This is a genomic window from Lysinibacillus sp. K60 (assembly GCF_019731275.1).
In the GTDB taxonomy this organism is placed as follows: Bacteria; Bacillota; Bacilli; order Bacillales_A; family Planococcaceae; genus Lysinibacillus; species Lysinibacillus capsici.
This window is the reverse complement of sequence record NZ_JAASJR010000009.1, coordinates 120,871-137,433: the sequence shown is the minus strand read 5'-3', so window position 1 is coordinate 137,433 and position 16,563 is coordinate 120,871. Positions and strand designations below refer to the sequence as shown.

Here is a 16,563-nt window from a genome sequence, read left to right as displayed (position 1 = left end):
TGACAAGTCTTCACTTCGAACTTTAATAAATATAAAAGCACCAACCCATGTCTAAAAGACAGTGAATCGGTGCTTCTTTCGGTTTTCATCAGTATTTACACTTTACTTTAATAAAAAGAAAAAATCAAACTACTTTATTCGATTTTCCAAATGGCTTTCATTTAACCTTCTACACTGTCTATACTTTTTCCAGATGGATATAGACTTAAGTGGTTCAATGGTATTTTCTAAACGTACTAAATTACTTATACTTTTAGTTTCACCTTTCGTAGCAAAATAAAAAGACTTCCAACAACAGTAATTAACACCATAAGCTTTTTGACCATTTACATTCATCTCCTATTTAGTTTCTTGATACCTCATTTTTGGACATAACTTATTTGTATAAGTATATTTAATACATCCCCCTTAGTAAGGAAGTACACCGATTATTCGAGGTACTTCCTTTTTTTATCTAAAGGAAGAATTGTTCTACTGATTTAAGGATTGCTTAAAATAATCCTGCAAGTTCTAAGGTAATTTGAAGCACTTTGGCCATTTCCGCACGTGTTAAATTAGCATGTGGGTCAAATTTATTACCTTCTTTACCACTAAAAATCCCAAGTGTTTGCATCGTAGCAACAGCTGGTTTTACCTCTTCTGAAATTTTATTTACATCTTTAAAATCAAGCTTTGTGGAATCACTTTTCTCAATCTTTAAATAGTCCAGAGCTCGGTCTAGCATAAGTGCTGCTTGTTGACGTGTTAGCGGGCTGTTAGGATTAAACTTCGTAGCAGTTACACCTCTGATAATGCCCGTTTCGTATAAGGCTTGTACATCTTTAGCAAACCAATCTTTAGCCTTTACATCATTAAAGACTCCGTTTACAACATCAGATGTATCAATTCCTAAACTTCTTACTAACATTGCACTGAATTGTGCTCTAGTTAATGACTCGTAGGGGCTGTAGTAGTCAGGAGATGTACCCTTAACAATATGTCGGCTTGCTAACTCCTCAATTGCACGTTGACTAAAGACCCCATCAATGTCCTTAAATGTAATACGTTTTGTAGAGAATTGGAATTCCCCTGTTTTAGTCACTTTAAATTGAATTTGGTTCGGTACTGCAAAAGTAAATGGAATAGCTGTATATTGTCCATTTTCGAATCGGAATACATACGCTTTTTTCGATGTTTTTGTGATTTCAATTGGCTTCTTAAATACAGTTATTTCCTTACCATCAGCCCAAATGCGAAGTTGATAATGTTGATTAGATTTCAAGATCCATTCAACTTCCCAAAGTTTTGCATTGGTTTCTAGCGGAACTTTGATTTTAATATCTTTGTGTTTTAGTTCTATTACATCCGTTGCAGGATTTTTAATTGTCCACTTTCCATCTTTGAAATCAATAGTTTCTGCAACTGTAGTACCTCCTGGTATTTCTGGTAAAACAGTAGGAGGTTCCGGTTTAGGAATAACTACAGGCGGTTCAACGACTGGTGGTTCAATGACAGGCGGTTCAACTGGTGGGTTAGGATTAATTGGTGTTGGTTGTTCTGGGTTTACTGGCGGTTTAGTAGGATGAATAATCGTAATATCCTCACCATCAGTAGGAATCTCCTCACCTGGTAATGCTAATAATTTCAGCAATGTTGTTTTAAACTCACCTGCATATAAGTTCCCTAAGATGAAATTTTTAGCTTCTAGTCTTGTCTCATCTGTTGGATTTGCTAAGAATGCCTTAACTAATACCGTTGATTGAGATACATCATATAAATATTGACTGTGATCTACACCTGTATTTTGAGCAGTCGATGTAAAATACGCATTATCTAAAGAAGCAACCATGAAGGAACGTACAAGTGCCGTCTCTTCCCCTATTGTAGGTGCCGTAACTGTTTCAACAGAAGGTTCTTCCGTTGTTTCTTCAGGTGTAGGCTCCGAAGGTTGTTCTGTAGAAGGTAATTCCTCTTCAGTTGAAGGTGTCTCTTCTACTTCACTAGGTTCTACAATTGGTTCGTCAGTAGTTGTTTCTTCTGCTTCAGGTTTTTCTAAACTTTCTTCACCCTCAACAGAAGGTGGTGTTTCTATAGCTGCTTCTTTTTGAATTACTACAAAACGTAGTAATTCAAAAGGAATATCTTTTGAAAGTTCTATTGTTTGTGAAGGTTCTTCCGTTTCGAGTAATTCATAACCTTCAGGAGCTTGAGCTACAACATCGATTTTACCAAAGTCAACCTCTTTGATTGTTTCTGTATGGACAACTTCATTTTCAAGTGTTACATATTCGATTGTGTAACTTCCTTGCGTTATCTCTGTTACCTCTTTCGCAGGTTTTACTATGAAAGTAATAACTGTGCCTTTTGTATCTTCCGTTAATTCAAATGTTTGTGTACCTTCAGACACTAACTCGTACCCATCAATAGCTTGCGCTTTGACAGTTACTTTACCAGTTGGTGCTTCTTTCGGTTGCTCTAAGATAACCTCTCCATCTTCTATTAAATACTGAACAGTGTAAGATAACGTTATAACTTCATCTGAACCTAACAGTGATTCTAGTTCAGCTAATACATCATTTAAAGGTCTGTTTAAAAGTTCCGCGATTTCTTTTGCCAGACTTGGTAAATCTAAAATGTCGTTTAAGTATCCTGGGATGGCTCTTAATACAGAGGCATTAGGGAAATTAGATTTTACAGAGACTGTTGCACTTAAGTACTCCGCTTCGTATTTTGTGATGTCTACCTCGGCCATAGAGCGCTTTGCTCTCTCTAAGAACGTGATTAAACGTACAATTTGTACAACATCATCTTTTGTGATATTACCGTTTTCGGCTTCTTCAAGGATGTTTTCGATATAGTCTTTCAGCTTTTCATCTACTACATCATTGTCTGTATAGTCGGCTAATTCCTGCGAAGTAACATGGTCAGGGTCATTTAAAATTTTGTCTATTAAGTCACCCTCTTTTTGGTCAATCACATCTTGGAGCTTATCTAAACGTTCTTGTAAGTGATCTTTACCCTTCCAAGGTTTTAATTGGTTGACTAATTCTTGTGCTTTATCCTTGTAGGACTGTACTGCTACTTCTTCAGCTTTTGATACAGACTTTTCGGCTTCTCTGTAAGCTAGTAAATCATCTAAACGATCTTGCAAAGATCCCTTGATTACACTATCAGGTAAAGAGGTAATCTGTTCTTGAACGTTCTCCAGTTTATCCGTATTTAAAGTATCTTCAGCTTCTTTTAAGGTTTTGTCTATCTCGTCAATTAAGCCGATGAAATCTTTAATTTTGTCTAAACGATCCTGCAGCTCATTTTTCTTACTACCGTCCTCTAAGGCATTTACTAAATCCTGAGCAATAATAAATTCGCCCTTGTCTAGAGTGGACTCCGTTTTCTCCACAGCTTTTTCAGCCTGTTCTTCAGCAGATAGATTGTCGATTATCTTCTGTACTTCATCCAAACGGTTTTGAAGTTTGTCCTTCAATTCGCCTTCAGGAAGTTTATCTACTTTAGATTGAGCATCATTTTTATCCTGCTGCGTTAATGTTTTTTCAGAGTTATCTACGGCTTCAATAGCAACGATTTTCTCTAGGACATTTTCTAATCGCTCTTGGAGCTCACCTTTTTTTACCTCGTCTACAAGTCTATCAACTAAGTCTTTTGCCTGATCATAGTCTGCTCTTTTTAAAGAATCCTCTACTTTTTCAACAGCCTTTTCAGCATCAGTTTCGGAAGTTTGTTTGTCCAGTTCTTTTTGTAATTCCTCCAGACGTTCTATTAGCTCCTCTTTAAACTCACTATCAGGTAACTGTTTCACAATATCCTTTGCATTGTCTAAGTCAGGTTGTAACTTAGACTCTTCAGCTTTCCCAACTGACTCAAGTGCTTCAATCTTTTCTAAAACATCATCTAGACGGCCTTGGAATTCATCTTTCTTCGGTCCATCCTCTAGTTTGTCCACTAAATCCTTAGCAGCATTGTAGTCGTCTCTATCAAGCGTTTCTTCAACCGTTTCTACCGCTTTCTCAGCACCGTTATTTACCTTGATTTCATCTAGCTTGTTTTGAAGTTCGTCCTTCTTGTCACTGTCAGGAAGTTCCTTTATTTTATTCTGAATGTCGTCCAAATCAGTAGAATTTGTGTTTTCGGCATTTTTCAGGTCTTCTTCAATCTCGCCGATTTTATCTAGGATTTTACCTATTTCATCTAACCGCTCTTGTAGCTCTTCTTTCTTAGAACCATCCTCAAGGTTATTTACTAGTTCCTTAGCTTTGTCATAATCATTTCTGTCAAGAGTACTTCCAGCGTTATCTACTGCTTTTTCCGCTTCCTCTTCGGCAGTCAATTTGTCTATTTTATCCTTAATAGCTTCTAAACGGTCTAAAAGTTCAACTTTCTTTGGATGTTCTTTTAGAGCATCTACTTGAGTTTTTACTCCATCATAGTTGTCTTTTGATAGAGATAGTTCTAAGTTAGATACTGCTTTTTCAGCATCGATTAAACGCTGTACCTCATCAAGTCGTTCAATAAATACTTCCTTAACATCCGAATCATCTAAAGCATCTACAAGGCCTCTTGCAGTATTTACATCTTCCTGGTCTAGTGAAGTTTCAGATTTTGATACTGCGTCCTCGACAGCCTTTAAGTTTGTTACCGTATCTAAGATAGATTGCAACTCATCTTTCTTAGGGTTAGATTCATTGATTTTATTGATTGCTTCTTGTGCTGTTTGAATGTTTTCAACTGTAGGAAAATCTTTAGCATTGTCTACTGCCTCTGTTGCATCAATTACTGCTTGTACTTGCTCTAGTCGGTCAAGTAGATCCTTCTTATGTGGGTTATCAGATGATAAAACATCTACCAACTGTTCCGCTGCCTCTTTGTCAGATATAGAATAAGAGACTTCTGCAGTAGCCACCCCATCCTTAGCAGAAATTGTTTTTGATACTTCATCTAAACGGTTTTGCAGTTCATCTTTCTTATTCTCGTTTACGATAGCATCTACTAATGGTTGAGCATTTTCTACTCCCGCTTTTTCAAGAGAACTTTCCGCATCCTCTACCGCCTTAGTTGCGTTGATTATGTTTTGTACGTCGTTTAGTCGAGAGATTAGGTTATCCTTAACTGTCCCATTTGGTAAAGCTTCAACTAATTGTTTGGCTTTATCGTGATCTACCTGTGTTAAATTCGTTTCTGCAGTTACTACAGCTTTTGAAGCATCACCAAGATTTTTCACCGCATCTAAACGGTTTTGTAACTCCGATTTCTTTTCACTTGCAGGTAATAAATCAATAGCATCTTGTGCTGCAGCAATATCCTCATCAGATGATGTAAATTCCGCTTGCTTTACTGCGTTTGAAGCATTGATGATATCCTGTACTAAATCAAGTCGAGACTGTAATGAATCTTTCTTATCACCGTGAGGAAGTGTATCTACAAGAGTTTGTGCTTTGTCCTTATCTTCTTGTACTAATGTTTCTTCAGATTTGGATACCGCCTGTTCCACCCCAATTAGGTGGATAAGATTATCTAAACGGTTTTGTAATTGAGTCTTAACTGTATGATCAGGTAAAGCTGCTACTTTTGTTTGCGCTTTGAGGATATCTTCTTCATTGCGTGTTGACTCTGCATTTTCAACATAATTTGTTGCATCAATGAATTCTTGTACTATTTCTAATCTGTCAGATAATTTTTTCTCTATCTGATCGTCACCAATTACATCAACAAGCTGCTGTGCTGAATCTTTATCCGCTTGTTTTAATGAGGCTTCTACATCGATAACAGCGTCTAGTGCTGGCGCATAACGTTCAAGTAATGATACTCCTTCGTTAAAGGATGTTTTTCCTGTTACCCAGTCAGGTAATGCGTTGATAGTATCCTTAATATCTTGAATTGCTGTTGCTAATTCAGATGGGATAGCGATACTCTTAGCATTTTCTATACGTGTTTGTATATTTGCTAAAGAGTCAATATAAGTCAACCAAGTTTCATAGTTGGCTACTGTTGGAACTGTTACTTCACCACCGTTAAATGTAGAAATATAGTCAGTTACGATTTCCTTTAATGACTCAATGTTTTCGGATGATACACCTGATACTCCTGCCCAAGCAAAATCGTCTGTAGTAGCGGTTGTGTAGTTATCTAATAACCACTTTAACTTGATTGCTTGTACATCCACCTCTAATGTTTTCGAGATAGTTTCGTTACCAGCTGCGTCAATTGCACGTGCTTTGATAATGCCGTTTTCGGTTAAAACGATAGGAGCGGTGTACTGCGTCCATGATACATTACCAATCTGATATTCCTTTGTAACCGCATCAGTTGGATAGTCTACTATTACAGTAATAGCTTTATTGCCAGAATCGTCAACCGCCACAGAAAGAGTAGGTTCTACAGGTGGAATATTATCTAATTTTAGTGCGTTACTTGTTGTGAAGAGTGTGTCATTACCCCACACTACTTTTGTGTGTAAGTAGTAAGTTCCGTCTTCGAAAGAGTCATCTAGTAACGCTGTTACACCTTCATTAGGCACTGAAACCCAATCAGCACTTTGTACATCCTCTGCATTTGCTTCTTTACTGAATGCGTAGTTAATAGCATCACTAGGGTTGCCTGCTGTAGGTGTAATTGTTAAAGAGTGAGACTTCTTCACTTGATCTGAATAGCCAACAAGTGCGTAGAAGTTGTTGTAGCTGTATCCTTTATCTGTAATGTACGATTCAAATATAGTGCCTTGTAACCCATAATACTTGGCCGAAGGAGTGTTAAATGCTTCTTCGCCAATAGTTTTTGATTGGTCCTTCCCTTTATACCCTACATACGAAAGCGGATTTTGATTAAATGCCCTATTATCAATCGTTTCTACTGTTGTAGGAATTACTAAATTTGTGATACTGTTTGCAGAAAATGCATCAGTACCAATAGTAATTAAGCCATTATTCAACTTCACCGTTGATAATAGATTCGACTGGAGTGCTCTTGCTCCTATTTTTGTAACAGTGTTAGGTACAACAAAAGACGTCAGTTTATTACCATTTAAGGCATCCACACCTATTTCATTGATGTCTCCTTGGATATCGATTGAAGTTAATCTGTTTCCAAGAAATACCCCATCTTGAAGTGAAGTAATGCCTGCAGGTACTACTACAGTAGTTAATTTGTTTCCAGTAAATGCATACCCCTCTAGAGTTTTAAGGTTTTGCGGTAGAGTGATAGATTGAAGGTTGTTCTTATAGAATGCACTATTACCAATTGACGTCACTGTCTCAGGAATTACAACGCTGTTTAGCTTTACAGTTGATTGACCTTGAGCAACTTGTGTACTCTCACTAACAGGCTGGAATGCATTTGGTGCAATTCGTGTTACCTGTAACCCTTCTATAGTCTCAGGAATTATAATGTCTACTTCAGAACCCCAGTACCCCTGAATACTGATTGAGTTATCTATTGTTGAATAAATAAATGATGGGTCAAATGTCTTCACTGTTTTGTTCCCTGTTTGGTCTTCAACATAAATAGTGTAAGGTGTCCCCTCAGTTACAGTGAACTCGTGATTTGTGTTCGATGATATGTCAGTAATTTGACCATTGTTTAAACCACTTGTGAAGAAGCTAACTGGTAGGTTCTTACCCTTAGCATACTTTACAGTTTTTAGGTTAGATTTATTGAAAATCGGTTTTACTACAGCTGATGTTTTATCCTCATTTACTGTGTAAGGGGTTTTCACCTCTAAATCTACTGTATCAAATACAATAGGAGTTATTGAATCGTTTATTACTTTAACAGGTGAGTTTGAGCCGACTTTTACATCTGAAGTAGTTCTCACATGTAGAAAATAGTTTCCGTCAGGCTTACCCATTAGTGACACCATACCATCATACATAGGAGCATCTATTACCCCTGCATATTGGAAACTTTCATTACCCTTTAGTGTTTCTGAGTCCGTTACGGTATAGCGTATATTTGTAAAATTAGCAGATATATCAGCACCTAAGGAATCTCTAGATAAAGACAACATATAGATCTCTTTAGCATGCTCAGATTTCTTGACAGTTAATTTTGGTGGTGCATTGTATACTGTGTAAGACGGTTCATAAGAACTTTCAATATAAGTTTTAAAATTACCAGTGTTACCAAAGAACTGTGGCGTAACATTTGCAGGTTTACCAAAAATGTTTGATCCGAGTATTTCTGTACCACTATTGTCGTATAGTACAGTCGCAAGGTTTTTACTCCCTAAGAATGCTCTTGCCCCAATAGTTTCTACACTTCTAGGGATATACAGACTACTTAAGTTGTTTTCAAAGAAAGCCTGCTCACCAATTATAGTTAAACTCCTCGGTAATGCTATTGTTGTAATTGGACTTCCTGCAAAAGCCATAGTTTCAATTGTGTGCAACGTAGAGTCAGGACTGAAATTGATTGTAGTTAACCTGTTACGGAAAAATGCTTCCCTTTCAATTGTTTTTACAGTAGAAGGGATAGTTATAGATGTTAAGTAGTTACTCTCAAAAGCATTTGCCATTATTTGCTCGATACCCTCGGGAATAACAACTGTCTTTAAATCGTTCTTGGCAAATGATTCAGGCGCTATACTCTTCAAGTTTTTTGGTATAGTTACTGTCTCTAGATTATTAAATGCAAATGCTCCTTCATTTATTGTAGTGACTGAGTTAGGAATTGCTATAGACTTTAAAGCGTTACTATTGAAAGCTTCATAATCTATGATCGTAACGCTGTTTGGTATATTTATAGACTCCAAAATATTCATGTTGAATATACCCTGTTTTAGGTGTGTGATACCACTAGGTAGTTTTGCAGTTGCTATACTATTCGTAGAAAACGCATACGTACCGATATCAGTAACTGAATCAGGGATATTAATACCAGTTAAGTGGTTGCTTCTAAATGCATTATCTCCGATTGTAGTTAACGTTGAAGGTAAACTTACTGTTTCTAAAGTACCCCCAGAAAATGCGTCAAACTCTATCGTTTGTAACCCCTCGGGTAACACTAAATTTGTTAGCTTATGCCCCTCGAAAGCTGAGTAACCAATATTTTTTACAGTATTCGGTATAACAACGTTTGTTAACTCTAAATATTTAAATGCTCCTGCACCAATTTCTGTAACAGGTTTACCCTCGATTGTACTCGGAATCTCAATGGACTTTTCAGTACCCGTATAGCCAGTAATTTTTACTGTAGAACCCTGGACTACGTAACTGAAAGGAATTGCAGCAGTTAAAGATTCAAATATGAACCCTTGACTTTTTACTGCCGTCTCGAAAGATGTACCCGAATATCCCTTAAACACTGTGGGCGATGTAAAACCATAAATGCCTCGCCAATCCCCAAAGGTCGCATTTTTATTGCTACCTCTATAAATAATTTCTTTTAATCCTGAGTTTGCTGAAAATGCACCACTACCTACATTAGTTATATTTTCAGGTATCTCTACATTTACTAAACTGTTATACGCAAATGCGCTTTCGTCAATATTTGTGACACTACTAGGAATATCTACAGCTGTTAATTTGTTATCAAAAAAAGCAAAACGTCCTATGTCTGTCAAACCTTCATTAAGGCTAACACTTGTTATCTGATTACGCGCATATGCTTCCACACCAAGACTTTTAACATTGTTTGGAATATCAATCGTTGTTAATTTATTATAAAGAAAAGCTTGATCTTTAATAGTTGTAACAGTGGTTGGTATTTGCACAGATGTTAAAGCTAAATCCTTGAATGCTCCTGCACCTATACTTATAACAGGTTTTCCACCTATAGTAGTAGGGATTACTACATCCTTACGTACCCCAATATATTTTTTGATTTCAACACCACCTGAAACACTATTAACTGTAAAATCAGATTCAGGATTAGGTGTAGCTGCCTTTACATCTTGAATACCGGCTCCCATTGATACTCCAGCTACTAAAGCTCCTGCTGCTACAGCTGAAATGAATAGTTTTTCCTTTTTACTTGTTTGCACTTTCTTCTTACTTTCTTTTTCTTGTGACAAAAATATTCAGCTCCCTCTCTTTTCTTTATTGGACATTTTCAAAGGTTGAAAATAAAAAAAAGAAGCACCAAAATAAATGCACAATACGTGCACTTATTCGGTACTTCCGAATTTTGTTAATTCCGTTATGTTTTTTTGTATATTTGCTTCAAAAACCAATACTATAGAATCAAATATACAATTAGTATATAAAATATAATTATCCTAATCAAGAAAATTGTTGAAAATTAATTTAGATATAATCGTCTAAATCAACTGAATCTAATTCTATATAATGTTCCGATATCGTTTGGAATGATTTATGGCCAGTTTGTCTTGATATGATAGCTAGATCAGCTTTATTTCGGTGCATACTGGTAATTTGCGTTTTTCTAAGAGTATAAATTACATGAAATTCCCTCTTGCGAGACAGAACATTTGTGCGTAAAATAAAAAACAAACAAACGTTCTTATTTAAGTAACCCTAAAAAGTAAAACTGCTTGTTGAGTATTATGAAAAGGATGATATTTAAATGGATTACTCTTCTCTTCCCAATGGTGAAATAATGTGTATAGATATGAAGTGCTTTTACGCCAGCTGTGTTGCGATGTTACATGGGCTAGATATTTTAAAAACTCCAGTTGCAGTAGTCGCAAACTTTGACCAACCAGGCAGCATTGTGCTTGCTGCATCACCTTTGATGAGGGAGAAGTTCAAAGTCAAAACTAGCAGTCGGCGATTTGAAATCCCGAAGCATCCAGATATTAAACTTTTTGAACCAAAAATGTCTTTCTTCATAGATATGTCAATGGCAATCACCCGACTTATAGCAAAATATGTCCCATCAGATGCTATACATGTTTATAGCATTGATGAGAGTTTCGTTGACCTTTCTGGCATCAATACATTATGGGGATCTCCTGAAGAAGTGGCGAAAGAAATACAGAAAGCTATTTATGATCAATTCCGTATTCCATCAGCAGTTGGTATGGGACCAAATATGTTGTTGGCTAAACTAGCATTAGATCTTGAAGCTAAAAAAACTGGGTTTGCAAAGTGGACTTATAATGATGTTCCAACTAAATTATGGCCAGTTCGCCCCTTATCTGAAATGTGGGGAATAGGGCGACAAATGGAAGCAAAATTGAATGCTATGGGGATTCAAACAGTTGGCGGCTTGGCCAACTCTGATTTAAATGAATTGGAAAATAAATTTGGCATTATTGGGAATCAATTGTATTTCCACGCATGGGGTGTAGATCTTTCAACTTTAGGAGAACCGTTAGTTAAAAATAACGCCCTTAGTTTTGGAAAGGGCCAAATGCTAATGAAAGATTATCATACTAAAAATGACATAGCAGTTGTGGCCTTAGAAATGTGCGAGGATGTTATGAAACGTACTCGCGAAGCGGGTTATGTTGGCAGGACAATAAGTTTTGGTTTGTCTTATAGCAAAAATGCAATGACTAAAGGATTTCACAGATCTAAAACTATCGACATCCCAACTAATGAAACTTTAGTTATGTATAAAACTTGTATTGAATTACTCGATGAGTTTTTTGCTGGAGAGCCTGCTCGACAGTTGGCAGTAAGAATTTCTAACTTAGAACCTGCTCGCAGCATACAATTAGATCTATTTGATGAACATAAAGAGAAAAGACAAATTATTGGTCATACAATGGATGCAATAAGAAATAGATTTGGATCAGTTTCTTTATTAAGAGCCGTTTCATATACAAAGGCTGGAACAGCTATTAGTAGGAATTCATTAGTCGGAGGGCATTTGGCTTAAGGAGGAATTAAAGTGATTGATAGAAGTGCTGTTAAATGGAACTCAATGATGCTACCTGAACATTTACAATGTATTAAAGAATGGAGGCAAGAAGAGAAAATTAATAACAAAGCGTTAAACAGAACAGATGTATTTTATGATCAAGTAGAAAGTATCCCTTCTGCTTTTTCAGAGGACGAAATGTATGGTGAATAGTAGTCAGAGAGAAATGCTTCATAAATACCTTATTCTAGATTTTGCAATTAGATCGTTACAACGTGATTATAATTCATTTGAAAATCTAAAGATGAAAGCTGTGTTCCTCCCTTTAATTGATTCTCTATTGAAGACCTTAAGACAAGATTATTTTCATTATAAGAATAAATTAAAAGTACAAAAAATCAGAGTTGTATGTTGGTACAAAATAGACGAGTATTTTAGTGATATTCAAGTTGCTACAGCTGGAAATGATGAAATCTTCCGATATGCAAATCAAGCTATAAAAACAGAAGTAGAAAATTTAATTCAATTACAATTAAAAGAGTTGTGTCAGTTTGTTAATTGAACTGACACAACTCTAATTTTCAAATTCCCCCTCATATTTACTTCTTTTATTGATCAAATCCTGTATTAGTCACATCCCCCACCTCCAGAGTCGCCTGAATAACTGGAATCGTTAGATGACGAGTAATTACTTCCAAAGCTAGAATTCCCAGTATCAAATACAGAGCTTTCATCACATCGATTGTTATTATCCATACTCACTGATGAAGTAAATAGATGACTAGTTGTTGGACTCCATATATCATTACTTCCACCCTTTACTCTATCATTCTCTCTCTTATTAAATGCAATAGCAGCACTTCTTAGAGAGCTTTGAGAACCTGGGCTTTGAGTGCTTTTGACATTTTTACTTTCAGTATCCATTTTACTAAATTCATCTACAGCAGTTTTCATAACATTAGTTGATTGTAGATTCGTTATTTCCTCACTACTTTTACTAATATTCATTGAACTAACAATTTTACTAAAAGAGCTATTTTCAACATGTAAATCCTCATTATCTAACGCATTCAAAACAGAAGTCTCTTCTGAATAATCTTCAAATTGGCGTAATTTATATCCCCGATATGCTTTATAACCATGAAAAGCACTTAGAATTGTAATTAATCCTAAAACACTTACTCCAATTATTGTAACAATATTCATCTAATCACCCGCTTTTCTAGACTATCTCATTTTCATTAAATTTAATTTCTAAAGGATTGCTAGGACCACCTTTTATGAAGGGGAGATACTCTTGATTTATAGTATAAATACGATTACATAAAACAACTAAGTCATCATATCCATAACCGCTTCCATCAATAAACAATAATGAATTCATAGATTCATCTAAGAATTCAATACTTTTATAATATGAGTGGCTTTTTTGTTCATCTACAACATCCTGATCGATAAATGCAATATCACTAAAGTTCAGCTCAATTTCCTTAAATTTTGATTTATAAATTAAGCGGTCAAAGTAAACATCAATAGTATCTTTATAAGGCATTGGAACAAATTTCAGTAAAAAGAATGTTAAAAATATAATTACTGTAGAAACTAAATATCCTAGTTTTAAAAGAGATAACATGTAAATCTCTATTACAAATATAGATGCCTTCCACAGTAATAAAGTTCTAAACAACCAAACTTTCTTGCGACAAGGAATAGTAAAATATACTTTCGCTTTTTTCATAGTGGTACCTAGTGAACAGTCCTAACGAGTGATTGTAATTCACTCATAACGTTTAGACTCGTATGCAAATTAGGATTAAAAACTATTTTTCCAGCTGTTTCCCCTTTAGGTTGGAAATCCATTAACCCAATAATCATAAACTTTCTAGTGGATTTGCTTTTACTTTCTTCATATCTTAATCGTTCCTCGAAATCTTTATTTACTGGCCGTACAAGTTTTTCAATTAATTGATTGGATTGTTGTAGATTTTTTTCAGCAATTTGCTGCATCATTGGCAATATACCCACACTCTTTTTTGGAATAAGTTGAACACCAACCACTTTAAAAGCTCTTTTCTCCAATTAGTAATCCTCCTTAGAATAAAAAAAGAACCTCAAACGTTTAGTTTCCTAGACGTTAAAGGTTCTTCCTTCATATCGTTCGTAAATTTTTAATTATTTAAATTATATTACATATATTATATATTGTCTATAGTCTATTCTTTTAAGGCTATTTAGAACCTTTAGGGACTTATAGAACACTATTTAATTCAATTACTTCTACTGGAACTTGTTTTGGTTTAATATTTAACCAATCCATTATTATTTTAGGGTATTTCTGTTTATCTTCCTCTAACATAACATCAAATCCGCAAAATTCTAATATTTGACTGACACTCTTTTGATACTTTAAAGCGCTATGATCATGAACATGAGGGCATAGCCAAAGCTCTCTGCCAAGTTGATCACATAGTATTACTTGGTAAACTCTATCATTACCAAAAAAGTCATGCCAAAGTTCAAGTGAACCATTGCTTGTAGTTAATGACCAATCCTCACATTGCTTTGCCGCCGTGGGGACACATTCAGAAAATTCATATGCTTTTACAATTATCATAGTTCGATATTCATTATTGTCCATGGCTTATCTTCCATAAACAAGGTATCGTTTTCTTAATTCCTCTTTACCTTGTATACCTTTCTCATTCTCTAGCACAACTAACTTGATTCCAAGACCTTCACATACTTTTTCCGCTAAGTCAACACCGATATCATAGATAAGCTCCCTTTGACCTTGAAAAGTAAACTCCTTTTTCACTCCAAATAAATGGTGGCTGACAAGTTCAAGACCAGGGTATGCTGGTACTGCTCGTTCAACCCCTCTCTTTGTAAAAACAAAAAGCGGGGTACCATTCTTATCTTTTGGTAACCTTGTTAAATCTTCCAGCGGCTCTGAAGAAAATGCCCGCTGCCCTCCGTAGTTATAATAACTGTATTGAACGTTAATATTTCTAACAAATATATCCCCTGATTTACATGCCATTGCATCTGTTGAATTTTGAGGATATGTTTCTTTATTAGAGATCATGCATTTAGATTGATTAGAATCAAAATAATTACATAATGAACATGTATATATAATTTGGCGAATATTCAACACCTTCTTCTTAGTTTAATAAATAAGACCTTTCAGTTTACATATTTGTAGTTAGTTCAGTTTAATACAATCTATTTAAATCTCCGTTCGATTCTTTACTAGCTGTTGAGGTACATGTTCCTTGCAATAAGCAAACTTAATCCCGTTTATGCTCAATAGTAGTTCCTCATTTTGAGATAAAGGTTTCTTGCATTTTATACAACTTCTACCCTCTGATGGCATTACACTGTGTATATTAGGATCAAAACCTTCAATTACTAAGCTTTCAGTAAACGGAGGTACATTATTCAACTGCATTATTCCTGGATTTGACGACCAATCTCTGTATTGTGCTAAATCATACCACCCCATTTTAAACTTATCACAAGCATCTCTAAAAGCTTCTGATTCAGCAGTCATAAGAGCATTTTTAATCGATGTAGTTTCGTTTTTCGTAATTTTAGCTATCCCTAATCCCTGTCTTACTGCATCAACAAGTGTTATTTCTCCTTTAACCAGTACAAAATAATTTTCAAGATTAAAAACCGGATCACCAATTACTCTCCAATGCCATTGTGATTCAGCAACTTCTTCTAAACGGGACATATATACCTGAACAGGAATATGACCTCTTTTTCCATCGTTACTTACTTTAACTGTCCCAGGAGGAAAGGGCCTTCTTAATTGTTCTGCAATCTCTGCATAGGTTTTCATATTTCTAACCCCTCCTTTTTAAAGTTTGTAGAAATTCATTAATAATTTTATTACAAATTGGAGATGTACTAATAATCACGTCTCTAGCCCAGAGTGAATTTAGATGAGGCATCTTTTCAAGCATCGCTTGATAACACTTTCTTTTTAGATAAGAGACTATTTGATTAGGACTTTTAGAAGGATCACCTATGCACTTTAAACTTATATAACAACTTCCAATTTCCTCAATTTCAGCCTTCATAATTCCATTCTCTTGTGTATTCCGCAATGATTGTTTTACTAGCTCAGCAGCTTCACGATCCTCAAATATATTCCTTTTATATCTCGTTACAAATACCATGTAATAAATTAGTTGGTTGGGTTCATGTCTTAAGTTCATAAAACAATTGTAGCAGAAATATACATTTACTGCTACATTCTTTTTAAAAAATAAGGTTATTCCCCATATTTAGGGAATAACCTTATTTTAAGAAGTCAGTACTTTAATTATTGATGGGCCAACCTTCATTAAACACCAGAGAAGCGGAACGCCTAAGAATATCCCATAACCTATACGCTTTCTACCTGGTATACGGCTGGCATGATGTAAAACTGCTACTCCAATTATGAAAACTGCTACTAATAAAGGTTGTGTAACTCGAACAATACCTTCATATAGTTTTGTTCCAGCTATCTCAAGAGACGGAACAAAAAGCATCAAACCAAGTTCTGCATCTGGTGTAGCAGGTTGTTTAAATACATAATACAGAAGTAGAACCGGTCCATGGATTACAGCTAACAATCCGATTGGCATAAATACAGTTAATACATAGGCTAGTCTACGTTTATGAGGATTCTTAAAAGCATATATAAACATAAAGATTCCAAATAAAAATCCGACGCCACATATAAATGTAAAAATTAATTGGATGTAGTAAACTCCTATTAATAAAGGCTCTGTTGCATCAATGCTACCAAGCATA

12 protein-coding genes are annotated in these 16,563 nt (G+C 35.3%); 3 read left to right on the top strand and 9 right to left on the bottom strand.

Features of this window, described 5'->3' with window-relative positions:
* Positions 1-490 precede the first annotated feature (490 nt).
* Positions 491-10,000: a leucine-rich repeat protein gene (locus HCH28_RS18685; protein WP_221682606.1), complete on the bottom strand. Its 9,510-nt coding sequence runs from the start codon at positions 9,998-10,000 to the stop codon at positions 491-493.
* Between the two features lie 512 nt (positions 10,001-10,512).
* Here HCH28_RS18685 and HCH28_RS18680 point away from each other — a divergent pair.
* Genes HCH28_RS18680 through HCH28_RS18670 form a run of 3 tightly spaced genes read left to right on the top strand, consistent with a single transcriptional unit; the run spans position 10,513 to position 12,316 of the window.
* Positions 10,513-11,772 carry a Y-family DNA polymerase gene (locus tag HCH28_RS18680; RefSeq protein ID WP_221682605.1) on the top strand — a complete coding sequence of 420 codons (1,260 nt, stop codon included), beginning with the start codon at positions 10,513-10,515 and terminating at the stop codon, positions 11,770-11,772.
* Positions 11,773-11,784: 12 nt separating this feature from the next.
* Positions 11,785-11,967, top strand: a complete 183-nt coding sequence (locus tag HCH28_RS18675; RefSeq protein WP_221682604.1) for a hypothetical protein — start codon at positions 11,785-11,787, stop codon at positions 11,965-11,967.
* A complete protein-coding gene (locus tag HCH28_RS18670; protein ID WP_221682603.1) occupies positions 11,957-12,316 on the top strand; it encodes a YhjD family protein in 360 nt (119 codons plus the stop codon). Before HCH28_RS18675 ends, HCH28_RS18670 begins: the two co-directional genes overlap by 11 nt.
* Before the next feature lie 65 nt (positions 12,317-12,381).
* Here HCH28_RS18670 and HCH28_RS18665 read toward each other — a convergent pair whose 3' ends face one another.
* From HCH28_RS18665 to HCH28_RS18635, 8 genes are all read right to left on the bottom strand, one after another.
* A complete protein-coding gene (locus HCH28_RS18665) occupies positions 12,382-12,960 on the bottom strand; it encodes a hypothetical protein (RefSeq protein WP_221682602.1) in 579 nt (192 codons plus the stop codon).
* Between the two features lie 16 nt (positions 12,961-12,976).
* A complete protein-coding gene (locus HCH28_RS18660; RefSeq protein ID WP_221682601.1) occupies positions 12,977-13,492 on the bottom strand; it encodes a hypothetical protein in 516 nt (171 codons plus the stop codon).
* Between the two features lie 8 nt (positions 13,493-13,500).
* Positions 13,501-13,833, bottom strand: coding sequence for a hypothetical protein (locus tag HCH28_RS18655; RefSeq protein WP_221682600.1), 333 nt, complete (start codon positions 13,831-13,833; stop codon positions 13,501-13,503).
* A 169-nt stretch (positions 13,834-14,002) separates the two neighbouring features.
* Positions 14,003-14,392, bottom strand: a complete 390-nt coding sequence (locus HCH28_RS18650; protein ID WP_221682599.1) for a hypothetical protein — start codon at positions 14,390-14,392, stop codon at positions 14,003-14,005.
* A 3-nt stretch (positions 14,393-14,395) separates the two neighbouring features.
* Positions 14,396-14,908, bottom strand: coding sequence for a hypothetical protein (locus HCH28_RS18645; RefSeq protein ID WP_221682598.1), 513 nt, complete (start codon positions 14,906-14,908; stop codon positions 14,396-14,398).
* A 75-nt stretch (positions 14,909-14,983) separates the two neighbouring features.
* Positions 14,984-15,601 carry a hypothetical protein gene (locus HCH28_RS18640; RefSeq protein WP_221682597.1) on the bottom strand — a complete coding sequence of 206 codons (618 nt, stop codon included), beginning with the start codon at positions 15,599-15,601 and terminating at the stop codon, positions 14,984-14,986.
* A gap of 4 nt (positions 15,602-15,605) precedes the next feature.
* Complete coding sequence (locus tag HCH28_RS25485; RefSeq protein WP_370635383.1) at positions 15,606-15,980, bottom strand: transposase; 375 nt, start codon at positions 15,978-15,980, stop codon at positions 15,606-15,608.
* Between the two features lie 87 nt (positions 15,981-16,067).
* Complete coding sequence (locus HCH28_RS18635; protein ID WP_221682596.1) at positions 16,068-16,562, bottom strand: hypothetical protein; 495 nt, start codon at positions 16,560-16,562, stop codon at positions 16,068-16,070.
* Position 16,563: the final 1 nt, after the last annotated feature.

What these genes read in the sequence shown, in the direction of transcription:
- HCH28_RS18650 (WP_221682599.1), bottom strand. Translation starts at nt 14,392, where the DNA reads ATGGACAATAATGAATATCGAACTATGATAATTGTAAAAGCATATGAA.
- HCH28_RS25485 (WP_370635383.1), bottom strand. Translation starts at nt 15,980, where the DNA reads ATGAACTTAAGACATGAACCCAACCAACTAATTTATTACATGGTATTT.
- HCH28_RS18670 (WP_221682603.1), top strand. Translation starts at nt 11,957, where the DNA reads ATGGTGAATAGTAGTCAGAGAGAAATGCTTCATAAATACCTTATTCTA.
- HCH28_RS18635 (WP_221682596.1), bottom strand. Translation starts at nt 16,562, where the DNA reads ATGCTTGGTAGCATTGATGCAACAGAGCCTTTATTAATAGGAGTTTAC.
- HCH28_RS18665 (WP_221682602.1), bottom strand. Translation starts at nt 12,960, where the DNA reads ATGAATATTGTTACAATAATTGGAGTAAGTGTTTTAGGATTAATTACA.
- HCH28_RS18640 (WP_221682597.1), bottom strand. Translation starts at nt 15,601, where the DNA reads ATGAAAACCTATGCAGAGATTGCAGAACAATTAAGAAGGCCCTTTCCT.
- HCH28_RS18680 (WP_221682605.1), top strand. Translation starts at nt 10,513, where the DNA reads ATGGATTACTCTTCTCTTCCCAATGGTGAAATAATGTGTATAGATATG.
- HCH28_RS18660 (WP_221682601.1), bottom strand. Translation starts at nt 13,492, where the DNA reads ATGAAAAAAGCGAAAGTATATTTTACTATTCCTTGTCGCAAGAAAGTT.